The organism is Chitinophaga sancti, from assembly GCF_034424315.1.
In the GTDB taxonomy this organism is placed as follows: domain Bacteria; phylum Bacteroidota; class Bacteroidia; order Chitinophagales; family Chitinophagaceae; genus Chitinophaga; species Chitinophaga sancti.
In genome coordinates this window covers 1762871-1776584 of the sequence record NZ_CP139972.1, presented here as the reverse complement: position 1 = coordinate 1776584, position 13714 = coordinate 1762871, and the positions used below count along the sequence as shown (strand labels likewise).

General features: G+C 46.2%; 11 protein-coding genes. 3 read left to right on the top strand and 8 right to left on the bottom strand.

Annotated elements, in window-relative coordinates; translation table 11 throughout:
* Nucleotides 1-8: 8 nt before the first annotated feature.
* On the bottom strand, nucleotides 9-815 hold the full coding sequence (locus U0033_RS06630) for a hypothetical protein (RefSeq protein WP_072363405.1): 807 nt from the start codon (nucleotides 813-815) through the stop codon (nucleotides 9-11).
* A gap of 233 nt (nucleotides 816-1048) precedes the next feature.
* On the opposite strand from U0033_RS06630, the gene U0033_RS06625 reads away from it, so the two are divergent.
* On the top strand, nucleotides 1049-1882 hold the full coding sequence (locus U0033_RS06625; RefSeq protein WP_072363473.1) for a CheR family methyltransferase: 834 nt from the start codon (nucleotides 1049-1051) through the stop codon (nucleotides 1880-1882).
* Nucleotides 1879-2445 carry a chemotaxis protein CheB gene (locus tag U0033_RS06620; protein ID WP_072363404.1) on the top strand — a complete coding sequence of 189 codons (567 nt, stop codon included), beginning with the start codon at nucleotides 1879-1881 and terminating at the stop codon, nucleotides 2443-2445. The genes U0033_RS06625 and U0033_RS06620 overlap by 4 nt, the downstream gene beginning before the upstream one ends.
* A gap of 31 nt (nucleotides 2446-2476) precedes the next feature.
* On the opposite strand, the gene U0033_RS06615 is transcribed toward U0033_RS06620, so the two are convergent.
* From U0033_RS06615 to U0033_RS06600, 4 genes are all read right to left on the bottom strand, one after another.
* The gene (locus tag U0033_RS06615) at nucleotides 2477-4048 is read right to left on the bottom strand and encodes a hybrid sensor histidine kinase/response regulator (protein ID WP_072363403.1); all 1572 of its coding nucleotides are present in this window, start codon (nucleotides 4046-4048) and stop codon (nucleotides 2477-2479) included.
* 211 nt (nucleotides 4049-4259) lie between these two features.
* Complete coding sequence (locus tag U0033_RS06610) at nucleotides 4260-8825, bottom strand: efflux RND transporter permease subunit (RefSeq protein WP_072363402.1); 4566 nt, start codon at nucleotides 8823-8825, stop codon at nucleotides 4260-4262.
* A 169-nt stretch (nucleotides 8826-8994) separates the two neighbouring features.
* The gene (locus tag U0033_RS06605; RefSeq protein WP_072363401.1) at nucleotides 8995-10101 is read right to left on the bottom strand and encodes an efflux RND transporter periplasmic adaptor subunit; all 1107 of its coding nucleotides are present in this window, start codon (nucleotides 10099-10101) and stop codon (nucleotides 8995-8997) included.
* Between the two features lie 262 nt (nucleotides 10102-10363).
* Nucleotides 10364-10795, bottom strand: coding sequence for a hypothetical protein (locus tag U0033_RS06600; RefSeq protein WP_143150819.1), 432 nt, complete (start codon nucleotides 10793-10795; stop codon nucleotides 10364-10366).
* Between the two features lie 182 nt (nucleotides 10796-10977).
* Here U0033_RS06600 and U0033_RS06595 point away from each other — a divergent pair, with 182 nt between their 5' ends.
* On the top strand, nucleotides 10978-11610 hold the full coding sequence (locus U0033_RS06595) for a hypothetical protein (protein WP_143150818.1): 633 nt from the start codon (nucleotides 10978-10980) through the stop codon (nucleotides 11608-11610).
* 39 nt (nucleotides 11611-11649) lie between these two features.
* Here U0033_RS06595 and U0033_RS06590 read toward each other — a convergent pair whose 3' ends face one another.
* From U0033_RS06590 to U0033_RS06580, 3 genes are all read right to left on the bottom strand, one after another.
* Nucleotides 11650-11952, bottom strand: a complete 303-nt coding sequence (locus U0033_RS06590; RefSeq protein ID WP_072363398.1) for a DUF59 domain-containing protein — start codon at nucleotides 11950-11952, stop codon at nucleotides 11650-11652.
* Complete coding sequence (locus U0033_RS06585) at nucleotides 11949-12374, bottom strand: SufE family protein (protein ID WP_072363397.1); 426 nt, start codon at nucleotides 12372-12374, stop codon at nucleotides 11949-11951. Before U0033_RS06585 ends, U0033_RS06590 begins: the two co-directional genes overlap by 4 nt.
* Before the next feature lie 90 nt (nucleotides 12375-12464).
* The gene (locus U0033_RS06580) at nucleotides 12465-13712 is read right to left on the bottom strand and encodes an aminotransferase class V-fold PLP-dependent enzyme (protein WP_072363472.1); all 1248 of its coding nucleotides are present in this window, start codon (nucleotides 13710-13712) and stop codon (nucleotides 12465-12467) included.
* Between the last annotated feature and the right edge of the window lie 2 nt (nucleotides 13713-13714).

Here is a 13714-nt window from a genome sequence, read left to right as displayed (position 1 = left end):
TTGGATAACTACTCCCAGGTCAATTCCGTAATCACTTCCTCATTATTATTCTTCGCTGTCACCTTCTCAGGATACTGCCTGCTGTTATAATTATATACATAAGTCTTAGCAGTCGCATTCGCCCCATTTGCAGGCGTAATTACCTCAGTTACGATATTGTTCTTAGATAGGTTCACTGCATTCAGATCCGTGATATATCCAAACCCTGGTACACTAAGCTGAGAATTCAACTTGTCATCATACTTGTAATCGACAGTAGCACTCAACACAAAAACTGCATTGCCGGGTACACGCCCCATATTTTGCTGCTGAATAACATTCCCCTTCTGATCCCAGCTATACAACTGGCAATAGTGATTTTCAAAAGTTTGCTTACCCGCCGGGATCACAAAGAAATACCGGGCAGCCAGCTGGCCTTTGTTATCATACACCAGTGAATCGTAACCAGACACCAGGTGCTCTTCATAATAAGAAATCCTGTTAATACGGCCCTTGCTGTCGTAGTCAAAAGATGAGAAAAGGGTAGGAGCCTGTTCTTTTTCATCGGCAGTACTCATTGTTTTTACCAGTTTGCCACCCTGGTATACAGGAATGCGCACATCCGTATATTGATCGTCACCCATAGCATGGGTAGTGACCAGTTTGGCAATACTTTTGTCTTGATTGTAGCTGATGACAGTTCTGTCAGTCGGCGATGAAATGGAATGCAGAAGCCCTCCATCGTTGTCTGAAATAGCCGGCCTGAATGCAGTGATGGCCAATGCTGCTGACAGTACGGTAGCGCTCAGCGCTACCCTGTTTAAGGATAAACTCATGTTGGCAATAGTTAGGATGTATGAAAATACTTTCTCGCAAATACTTACGAAATACTCCTTAAGTTGGATTTTGGTAAGTTTTTTATATATGTTGCTGGGTAAATATGTTATAGATTGTGGTGTAATGTGGTGAAGATCTTTCTCACATTGTGAAAGCGGTGCCTGGCAGACGCTACACAAATGCCGGAAAACTTTACGAAATTACGCCCGGGAATAAAAGAAATGAATCGATCATGAAGGAGCACGTACAGCATTTGAAGGATGAGGAAGTAAATATATTGTTGAACGATTTGTTAGAGCAATATGGGTACGACTTTACAGATTATTCTTTCGCTTCTGTGAAGCGGAGGTTGCAGCGGGTTTATATCAATGACCGGTTCCCCAGCTTTGCTGAATTTCGCTACCGGGTGATCAAAGACAGTACTTACCTGACTTACCTGATGGAGCAGATCACGGTCAATGTAACAGAGATGTTTCGTGACCCTGCATTTTTCCTGGCTTTGCGCAAACAGGTATTGCCGGTGCTGGCTACCTATCCTTTTATCAGGATCTGGCATGCCGGCTGTTCTACCGGTGAAGAAGTATATTCAATGGCCATCCTGCTAAAGGAAATGAACCTGCTCCATAAGTCAGTTATCTATGCCACAGATATCAATGAAAGTGTGCTGGAAAAAGCCCGCAAAGGCATCTTTCCATTAGCGTATATGCAGCAGTATTCACAAAATTATTTGCAGTCAGGCGGACAGCATGATTTCTCACAGTATTATGCGGCGAACTATGAATACGCTAAATTTTCAGAGAGCCTGAGTGAGAAGATCATCTTTGCTGCCCACAATTTAGTAACAGATCGTTCCTTTAATGAATTTCAACTGATCGTCTGCCGCAATGTGTTGATTTATTTTAACAAGGAATTGCAGGATAAGGTACTGCACCTGTTCAGTGAAAGCCTGGAACAACTGGGCTTTATGGCTTTGGGTGCGAAAGAGACATTGCGGTTTACAACGGTTGCTCCTTTGTTTAAACCACTTGCACAGAAAGAAAAAATCTGGAGAAAAATAGCTACATGACAGTTTCGCTTCCCCGAACATTAGTGATTGGAGGTTCCGCAGGTAGTCTGGATGTATTATTGCAATTATTGCCCTTGCTCGATCGGGCCTGCCAGCTGGCAATTATTATTGTATTACACCGCAGGAGTGATAATGATTCTATGTTGTCAGATCTGCTGGCTACAAGGAGTGTATTGCCGGTGAAGGAAGCCGAGGAGAAGGATGTGTTAGGCCCGGGAATGGTGTACGTGGCCCCTGCAGATTATCATTTGCTGATTGAGCCGGATGGCTCACTGACCCTTGATTACTCTGAAAAAGTTAATTATAGCAGGCCGAGTATAGATGTAACTTTCATGGCGGCGGCCGAAGTATTTGGTAGTAAACTCGCATGCTTGTTATTGTCCGGCGCGAATACGGATGGGGCAGAAGGTTTGCAGGTGGCACAGGAAATGGGCGCCGTGACGGCGGTGCAGGACCCGGGAGAGGCGGAAGTAGCTTTCATGCCAAAGCATGCGATGACGGTGATGAAAGTGGACCGGGTGTTGAAACAAAAAGAAATGGCTGACTGGGTGATGTCATTATAAAAAAGCCTGCGGCGTGAGCCGCAGGCTTTTTTTAGTTCGACTGCTTCAACGGCAACACCATTATAAACCTCGTACCCTCATCTTCCCGGCTCTGCGCACTGATAATTCCCTGGTGCTTCTCAATCACCTTCTTCGCAATACTCAGCCCAATCCCCGTTCCCTCATACGCATCCGTACTATGCAATCGCTGAAACAGCGTAAATATCTTCGGTAGGTACTTTTCATCAAACCCTATCCCATTATCGCTCACAATGATCCTGCAATAATTCCCCGCTGCCAGCGCTTCACTTTCCAGCTCTCTTTCTTCTACAATCTCCGCCTTTATCGTGATCAGGGCCCTTACCCCGGGTCTCCTGAATTTTAATGCATTGCTGATGATATTCTGCAAAGCCTGCCTGATCTGCCCCGGTATTGCTTCTACCACCGGCAATTCTGCCACCACTATTTCCGCTTCCGCATCCCGTACAGACAATTCCAGGTCTGCCAGTATCTCGCTGATCAAACCATTCAGGTTCACCGGCTCAAATGTATTATCCGCTGATAAGCGGGAATACTTCAGCAGATCACTGATCAAACGGCTCATACGCTCAGAAGAACTCACTATCCGCTCCATATACTGCATCGCATCCGGGTTCGTACCCAAATGACGATCCCGCAAAATGGTGCCGAACAACTGGATCTTCCGCAAAGGTTCTTTCAGGTCATGCGATGCTACGCTGGCAAACTGCTGTAACTCGTAGTTACTCGCTTCCAGTGCCTGGTTCATCTCCTGCAGTTCATGCGTACGTTCCTCTACCCGCTGCTCCAGGATCTCATTCGCCTGCTGCTGATGTGCAATATCTGTAAAGGTGCCCACCCATTTCACAATTTGTCCATCCTCTTCAATAGGAATGGCCCGCAGTAAATGACACCTGTAATGGTGCGTGAGCCGGTTATGCAGGTATACTTCTTTCTCAATGGGTTGCCCCGCCAGGATCGCATTTTCCCATACCCGCTGCTCCTCATGATCCTGGTTAAAGGTAGCCGGAAAACTATCCAGCGATGGGGAATAATAGAACCAGTGACGGTTCGCATATTCCACAGCACCATCGCCCCGGGCCGTAAAAGCTACCTGGGGCAGCGATTCCAGTATGGAATGCTGCTCCTGCACTTTCGCATTCAGGGCAGCCTGTGCCTGCTTACGCACTTCTACTTCCTGCCGGAGGTTCTCATGCATCGCCTGCAACTGGCGGTTCTGTTCATATAATTTTATGAAAGTCTTTACCTTAAGGAGTAAGATGTCAGGGTCCACTGGTTTGGTAATGTAGTCCAAACCACCAGATGCGTACCCCCTGGCAATGAATTTTTTATCCTTATTTACAGCAGACAGGAACAGGATAGGCACGTCCCTTGCTTTACTATATCCGGAAATGGTTTCAGCTACCTCAAAGCCATCCATACTAGGCATCTGTACATCCAAAATGATGAGTGCGTAGTTGTTCTTAAGGATCTTTTTGAGCGCTTCCTCTCCTGATAACGCGGTATCTACCTCAAAATCATGCAGCTCTAGTGTCTTCCTAAGGGATAGAATATTTTCCGGCTTATCATCGACGATTAATATCATTCTTTCCTATAATTACTGGCCACGGGTCTAACCTCAAAAATCGAGCCGCGCCGGTATAAATGTATTGTAAAATGCACGCATGTCAAAAATGGCCAGACTTATCATTTAACAAAATTCAAAAGAATGCATTTTTAAAGGAAAACCCCCACCTGCCAGTGCAAATGGGGGGCCCAATTCATCAAAACTCTAACCTTGTCTATTGCTATTACTCCTACATCCCTCCTAATGCGCGATACAATTCTATCGACCCTAAGAACAATTCCCTTCTGCTATCCGCCAGCGCCAGCTCTGCTTCCAACACACTCCGCTGCGCCATTATCACTTCCAGGTAATTCGCATAACCAGTTATATACAGATCATTCGCTGTCGATACGCCGGCTTTCAGCATCATCACTTCCGCCTCTTTCAGCCTGAACGCCTCCTGTCCATTATGTAACCGGGCCAATGCCGTCATCACTTCCTGGTAAGCATCTATCACCCGCTGCCTGTAATTATAAAATGCACTTAATGCCGAAGCAGAATTTACCTGGTATTGTGCTGCCAGCTGCTTCTTATTTAAGATCGGTGCCGTTATACCGCCTAATAAGCCATAAGCCACGGAGCCGGTATTAAATAATAAATTCCCCTTAAAACTATTGAAACCTACATAAGGATTAATATTCAGTGAGGGCAGGAACGCGGCCTTTGCCGCTGCTACATCCGCTTTCGCTGCACCCAGTTCCAGGGCTGCCTGCTGGATATCCGGGCGATGGGATAACAAGGTCGCCGGCATACCCACATTGGCAACAGGTGGCAATGCCGCTGTCAGCAAAGATGTATCCCTTGGTATGGCCTGCGGAAATCTACCCAGCAAGGCATTCAGCTGGTTCTCCAACCGGGTGGCCTGCTGTTGAATGCTCATCATTAAACTCTGTGTATTCAGTAACTGCGCATGGAACTGTTGCACTGCCAGCAATGTAGCTCTTCCTGCTTCCTGCTGAATGCGCACGGTAGCTAATGCGGTCTCCTGCAAAACAATATTCCTTTCCAGTACAGACCTTTCATTATCCAGTGCAAGTAACTGGTAATACAGGCCTGCTACATTTGCAATTAATTGCGTGCTTACCAGTCTGCGACCCTGCTCACTGGCCAGCATTCGCTGTTGTGCCGCCCTCTTTCCATTCTTCAATTTCCCCCACAGATCAATTTCCCAGGCACTCTTCAAGCCAATAAAATAATTCGGTACCGGATCCGGAATGCGTTGCTTATTATCAATATTCGGAGAAAGGTTGGTATCATAGTTACCCACGCCATTCATCGTATAGTCACCATACCTTTCTACGCCCGCATCCACAGCGGCATTCACAGCAGGTAACCAGGCCTTGCCGGCTACCATCAGTTGTGCCTTTGTCATTTCTACTCTTTGCAATGCCAGCCGGATATCCGTATTATTATGCAAAGCAGTATCCAATAGCTGCTGCAGATAAGGATCTGCAAAGAACTGCCGGTAACTAAGCGGGGTGCTGGCGCTTGTATCTTTCACCCCGGAATGTGCCGCACTATCAAATGTCGCCGGTACCACAGGTGCATCCGGGTACTCCACTGCTTTCGGCGTATAACAGCTACTCATAAACAATCCCAGTACCAGCACCGTGACTACATGATGCGCTTTCACCTCATGTGGTTTCCTTCTCTTCTCCGCGATACTGGCAAACAACACATACAATCCAGGGATCACCAATACCCCGAACACCGTTCCTATCAACATTCCACCTGCTGCCGCAGTACCAATAGACCTGTTACCCATGGCGCCCGCACCACTCGCGATACACAAGGGAATCAGACCCGCAATGAAGGCAAATGATGTCATAAGAATAGGGCGTAAACGGGATACCGCACCCTGCATGGCACTTTCCAACACGGTAGCTCCCTGCTTATGTTTCAGGATCGCAAATTCTACGATCAGGATCGCATTCTTACCCAGCAAGCCAACCAGCATCACCAATGCCACCTGCGCATAAATATTATTCTCCAGGCCCGCGAGCTTCAATGTAAAGAAGGCCCCGAAAATCCCCGCCGGCAAGGATAAGATCACCGGCAATGGCAATAGGAAACTTTCATATTGTGCTGCCAGCAATAAGTACACAAAGAGCAATACGATGGCAAAAATGTACACCGCCTGGTTACCCGACAGGATCTGTTCTCTCGTCATACCACTCCATTCATAACTAAATCCTCTTGGCAATTGCTGCTTTGCTACTTCCTCAATCGCTTTGATCGCATCTCCGCTACTATAGCCCGGTGCCGCATCACCATTGATCATTGCCGCGGTATACATGTTATAACGTGTCAGCTGTTCCGGCCCAAATACCCTTTCCAGTTTGATGAAATTGGAATACGCGACCATCTCTCCTTTATCATTCTTCACATACAAATGCAGGATGTCTTCCGGCTTGGTTCTGTAACGTGGTGAGGCCTGCACCATCACTTTGTACATCTGCCCAAAGCGAATGAAGTTCGATGCATAATAGCTACCCAGCAAGGTTTGCAAAGTGCTCATCGCATTATCAATACTTACGCCCTTCTTCGCTGCCATGGCCTGATCCACATGGATCATATACTGCGGAAAGTCTGGGTCAAAACTGGTAAATGCACTCCCTATTTCTTTTCTTTCTTTCAATGCATTGATAAATGCCTTCGTTACATCCGCCGTCTGCTTTAAATCGCCGGTACCACTCTTATCCAACACACGCAATTCAAAACCACTGGAGTTACCAAAACCCGGAACTGTAGGAGGGGGGAAGAACTCGATACTTGCATCCCCGATATTTCGTGTATCCTTTTCCAGTTGTGCAATGATCTCTTTCACAGAACGCTTTCTTTCTTCCCATGGTTTCAGGTTCACCATCCCCATACCATACGAAGCGCCGGCTACCTCACTCACCAGGCTATATCCCGCCAATGTAGATACAGATTCGGTTTCCTTCAGGTTCGCCGCTATTTTCTGTACATCATCCAGCACCGCTTCCGTTCTGGATACGGTGGCACCTGCAGGTGTTGTCACGTTCACATAGATCATGCCCTGGTCTTCAGAAGGGATGAAGCCACCGGGCAGGATGGCACTCACACCCCATGTGGCAATAAAAAAGAGCACCAGCATCCCAATTGTGATCATGCGCCTGCCTGCAATATATCCAACCAGGTGCTGGTATTTCTTTTCCGTTTGATTATATCTATAATTAAACTTGTCGAAGAACTTTTGTAGCCATGTACGTTTCTTACCTGCTGTATGATGATTCTTCAGCATGATGGCACAGAGGGCTGGCGTGAGGGTCACAGCATTGATGCCGGAGATCACGATGGCAATGGCCAGCGTCAGCGAGAACTGCCGGTAGAACACGCCCACAGGCCCGGAGAGGAATGCCACCGGTACAAACACGGCACTCATTACCAATGTAATCGCCACCAGTGCCCCGCTGATTTCGCGCATAGCCGCCAGCGTAGCCTGTAAGGGAGCCATGTGGTGCTCGTGCATTTTTACATGGACGGCTTCCACGACCACAATGGCGTTATCGACGACGATGCCAATGGCAAGTACCAGGGCAAAGAGTGTGAGCAGGTTGATAGAGAAGCCCATCATCTGCATAAAAGCCAGTGTGCCGATCAGGGCTACAGGCACTGCCAGCGCAGGTATGAGCGTAGACCGGAAGTCCTGGATAAAGAGGAATACCACGATGAACACGAGTATAAACGCTTCTACCAGCGTACGCAATACCTCGTGAATAGAGGCGTCCAGGAAGCGGGATACGTCGTAGTTAAAATTATAAGTCATGCCCGGGGGGAAAGACGTCGCTTTCATTTCCTCCATGCGTTTTTTAACATTGGCGATTACATCCTGCGCATTGGAGCCGGGGCGTTGTTTCAGCATGATGGAGGCCGAAGGCTTGCCATCCGTTTTAGACACCATGCCATAGCTCAGTGCGCCGAATTCCACGTCGGCAATGTCTTTCAGCAATAATACAGAACCATCTGTATTCGCCCTTACAATAAGATTTTGGTATTGTTCAGCTTCAAAAAATTTGCCGGTATAGCGCAATACATATTGTAATACCTGGGGATCATTATCAGCAGCTTCACCGGTTTTACCAGGGGCAGCTTCAATGTTTTGCCTGCGGATCGCTTCCACCACGTCCTCGGCCGAAACGCTGTAAGCCAGCATCCGGTCAGGTTTCAGCCATACGCGCATGGCGTATTCCTTGGCACCCATGATCTCTGCAAAGCCCACGCCGTCAATTCTTTTCAGTTCCTGTAGTACGTTGATGTCTGCAAAATTATAAATGAATTTTTCATTGAGGGTGCTGTCTTCACTCATGATGTTGAGGTAGAGCAGCATACTGTTCACTTCTTTTTCCGTGCTCACACCGGCTTTGATCACCTCTTCAGGCAATTCATCCAGGATGGTGGCCACCCGGTTCTGCACGTTTACCGCGGCCTGGTCAGGATCGGTACCTACCGCAAAGGAAACAGAGATAAGGGTGACACCTGTATTACTGGATACAGATGACATGTAGGTCATACCCGGCACACCGTTAATGGCACGCTCCAGCGGGGTCGCCACGGCTTTGGCACATACTTCCGCATTCGCACCGGTGTACTTGGCTGTAACGGTCACGGATGGTGGAACGATATCCGGGAACTGGGTCACTGGCAGAGAAAAGAGGGCCAGTAAGCCCAGGAGGACTATGAGTAATGAAATGACGAGCGACAACACGGGCCGCTTGATAAAAGTATCAAACATAAAATGATGTAAAGAATGAAAATGGATCTAACCAATAGTGGTTAGGAAATTTGCTTCGGATACCTGGACTGCCTGCTGCTTTATTCAATGCATCATAAACCCGAAAGGCGCTTTTCATTGATTTTAAAAAGTACCTGTTCTTTTAATGCATCTAACAAAACGCCAATAATTACAGCGCCCTGATACTATCCAGCGATACCGGCGCCGGATTGATCTGCATACCCTCCCTGAGATTGCGTACACCTTCGTATACCACGCGGTCTCCTGGCTTCAGACCTGCCTGTACGATATAACAGTTGTTCAGTCTTGGACCCGGGCTAAAGCTTTTCATCTTTACATGATTGTTTGCATCCAGCAGGAACACATAGTTTTTATCCTGCATTTCGAATACAGCTTTCTGTGGAAGCAGCATGGTGCTATCCAGGTCAGCAGCGAGTTGTATTTTGCCACTGGCGCCATGTTTCAGCAAAGCTTTCGGATTTGGAAACTTCGCCCTGAAAGCAATGGACCCCGTACTTTCTTCAAATTCACTTTCGATGGTTTCGATCTTACCGGTATGTGGGTAGAGGGTACCATCAGCCAGTACGAGTTTCACTTCCGCATTTTGATTTTCCGCTTTATTACGGCTATGCTGCAGGTATTCAGTTTCAGAAACATTGAAGTAGGCATAGATATCCTGGATGTCTGAAACAGAGGTCAGCAAAGAACCTTCCGCGATGAGGCTTCCGGTCTTTGAAGGGATCCTGTCGATATAACCGGTGAAGGGTGCACGGATAGAAGTATAAGACAGCCGGGTAGCGGCATTGCTGGCTGCGCTGCGGGCCTCATCTATTTTGGCATTTGCAGCGGCCACTTTTGCAGCAGCTACTTCCAGTTCTGTTTTGGCAATTATTTTTTTATCCACCAGCAATTGTACCCGCTGTTGTTCCAGCTGGGCGGTCTTTGCATCGGCAATCGCGCTGCTGAGTGCTGCATTTGCACGGGCCAGTTCAGCTCTGAACTCTTCGTCATTGAGACTAAAGAGCAATTGTCCCTGTTGTACCTGTTGCCCCTCGTCTACGTAGATTTTATTGAGGAAACCGTTGACCCGGGCACGGATCTCTACATTCCGTACAGCCTCGATGTCAGCTACGTAGTTCTTGTGTAATATGGTGTCTGTAAGTGCCAGCTGCACTACAGGATAAGTATTCAGGTTATCTGTTGAATTCGTTTTTTCTCCTTTGGTAATGCATCCCCCCAGGGCGATGCTCATCAATATCACAGTAGTTGTGCGCATGATAGGTATCAATCTTTTTTTTTCGCGTATACAAAAGCCTGCCCCTGATGACGTATCATTCATAACGGGGCCTATGTATACATTAGTAAAGCAATGCTATGTCAAGGGTGATAGAAATGGGGATGTTAAAAGTAGCCTTATACATCCTTTCATCGTCTATGAAGGGATGTAATAAATGGTAATAAGGCAGGAATGAATAATTTCCACTTTTAAAATGCCGGTAGCGGCATTCCCGTTTCATCATCTATAAATGAGGAATGGCTCAAAAGAGGGTATACCTGAAGAGAAACTTATAATAGGCGGGGAGAAAGGCATCCTGCCACTGATAGATGCCGGTTTTGTCTTCGTCTCCTGGTACATATTGATCCAGAAGAAGTTGTAACTGTTGTAGGCGTGTTGTAAATGAATATTGTTGCGACGCTACAGAAATATAGAATCTGCGCTTGTGGCGGGGTTCGGTGGCGCGAAATAAAAAGCTGACCTGGTCTTCCGTTAAATCTTCAAGGATATCTTCCATGAAGAAATGCGGAAGATGAATGAAGAAATTACCAGGCTTATGCAGGTTAATATGAGGCCGGTTAGCAGCCTGTGGACGGAATGACGCGTGGTGATTACGATTGACTGTCTGAGTGCGAAAGGATGCATCATTAGGCTGATTATTCGCACTCGCTGTCAGACCACATAATATGGTCAAAAACAGGAATACAAATAAAAACCTGTTCCGAAATGTATGATCGGTTTTTAAGTGAAGCATATTAGTTCGCACTCGTCAGTTGATTGCAGCAAATATAAAAATTTACGCTTACATATCAAACAGCTAATGGATGAATGGTGATGGCATATTCCTTGTTGCATATAATAATAAAAGAACTAAGAATGAAAGCTCTACAACTTTTCGGAACAGTAATGATAGCTGCCATGGCTTGTAATAACCCGGTAAAGAATCCTGGACAGATGGAAGAGGACAAGCAAAATAATCCCTCAGGGCCTTCCAGTGAAGAGATTGCCACCCAGGCGCAGCAGTTTAAAATGGGAGAGGGGCTGCGTGGATCGGGGATCATGACAAAAGGGAATTATAGGTTTGCAGTGAGGGTAAATGGAGACGGAACAGAAAGGACCATTATGATTGCTTCGCAGGACCTGAGAGGGGATACAACGAAGCCCATGACGGATAGTACAGTATTGCATGATGTGAAGGGGAAGGTGACGAGTACTACGGTCAGTGATTTGGATAATGATGGAAATCCGGAAGTGTTTTGTTTTACGAAATCAGATGGAACGGATGCAGTAGGCAGTGTGTATGGGGTAACATTTATAGATCACAAACCAGTGAGGATCTTTTCGGGGGATGTAGATAAAGATAGTATCCCGGGGTATAGAGGGAACGATACTTTTTATGTGCAGCAACCTTATGTAATGAGAAAGTACCTGGCAGAAAAAAATATGAAAACGATAAAGTATGTGCTGAAAAAAGACAACCAGAGATATATATTAAGAGAGAATAAATAAAAGCGTGCGGCCAGGGCTTATGCCCTGGCCGCAGTAATTTTACATAAACCCAAGTTCCAGCCGCGCCTCTTCACTCATCATATCCTTGTTCCATGCCGGTTCAAAAGTCAGGGTCACATCACAATCACTCACCCCTTCAATTGCCTTTACTTTCTCATCCACCTCACGTACAATATCACCTGCCACCGGGCACGCTGGTGCTGTCAGCGTCATAGTAATAGCTACCCTGTTATTATCATTTACCTTTACTTCATAAATTAATCCCAGTTCCCAGATATTCACTGGAATCTCAGGATCATACACTGTTTTCAATACTTCTTCTATCTGATCTTTTAAGTTCATTGTTGCGATTTTACCTGATATGCTAATCCGTATATTTTCATTTGCTTGAGCATGCTCAGCAAGCCATTGGAGCGCGTAGGAGACAAGTGGCTTTTCAAGCCAATCTCGTCTATAAAATAAATTTCAGATGCTGCGATTTCTTTGGGTGTATGGCCGGACAGTACTCCAACCAGCAGGCTCACCAATCCTTTTGTAATCACTGCATCACTATCTGCAGTAAAGATCAGTTTACCATCTACCAGTTCAGTGTGTAGCCATACCTGTGACTGACAACCTTTAATGAGGTTATCGTCTGTTTTATATTTCGGGTCTATCAGCGGCAGATCCTTGCCTAACTGGATAATGTATTCATATTTATCCATCCATTCATCCATAAAGGAGAAATCGGAAATCAGTTCGTCCTGTTTTTCGTTGATCGTCATACTTCCTGTTTATTGAAATTCGACTAATGGCCAGAGATTTTAAAAGGGAAATGCTTTTCTTCTTTGTAAATGCAGGCCAATGGAGAATCATTATTGTAACATGCTGACTGCTTTGTTGATCGCTACTACCAGCCTGTCAATATCTTCCTTCGTTGTATACATGGCAAAGCTGGCTCTCACGGTACCCGGGATGCAAAAGAAATCCATCACCGGTTCTGCGCAATGGTGCCCTGTTCTGATAGCCACACCCTGTTTATCCAGCAATTCACCCAGGTCATATGGATGAATGTTAGCTACTAAAAACGAAATCGCGCCGGATCTGTGTTTGGGATTACCAATAAAACGTAATCCTGCTATCTTCGACAATTGCTCAACTGCATAATTCATCAGTTGCTCTTCATATGCATGAATATTTTCCAGGCCAGTTTCCTGGATATATTTTACCGCTGCTCCTAATGCAATAGCGCCACTGATATCCGGAGTACCTGCTTCATATTTAAAGGGCAGTACATTATAAGTAGTCTTTGCAAATGTAACCGTCTTAATCATATCGCCGCCACCCTGGTAAGGAGGCAGTTTATCCAGCCATTCTCTTTTACCATACAGGATACCGATACCAGTTGGTCCATAAACCTTATGCCCGGAAAAGGCAATGAAATCTGCATCCAGTTCCTGTACATCCAGTGGCATATGTTGAATAGCCTGTGCAGCATCCAGCAAGACTGGTATATTGTGTGCATGTGCCTGTGCAATAATTTCACGTACCGGGTTCACAGTGCCCAGGGAATTGGATATATAGGCTACACTTACAATCTTCACTTTATCAGAAAGCAGTTTTGTATACTCCTCCATGATCAGATCTCCATGCTCATCCATCGGGATCACTTTCAGCACTGCGCCTCTATCTTCACACATGATCTGCCAGGGAACAATATTAGAATGGTGTTCCATTGCAGATACGATCACTTCATCGCCTGCTTTGATCACACCTCTGCCAAATACATTTGCAACGAGGTTAATGCTATCAGTGGTACCTTTTGTGAAGATCACTTCTTCCCGCTCACGGGCATTGATAAAACCTGCAACGATATCACGGGCTGCCTCGTATTCTTCAGAAGCTACCTGGCTCAGGTGATGCACCCCACGGTGTACATTGCTGTTGTAGTGTTTATAATATCGCTCCAGCGTATCCAGCACTACCTGTGGCTTTTGAGTCGTAGCTGAATTATCAAGATATACGATTGGTTTGCCATACACCTTTTCCTGCAACAGCGGGAAATCCTGTCTGATCTTATCTATATCTAATGCCGGTGCAGCGAGGTCTGGAACGTGTGCCATAT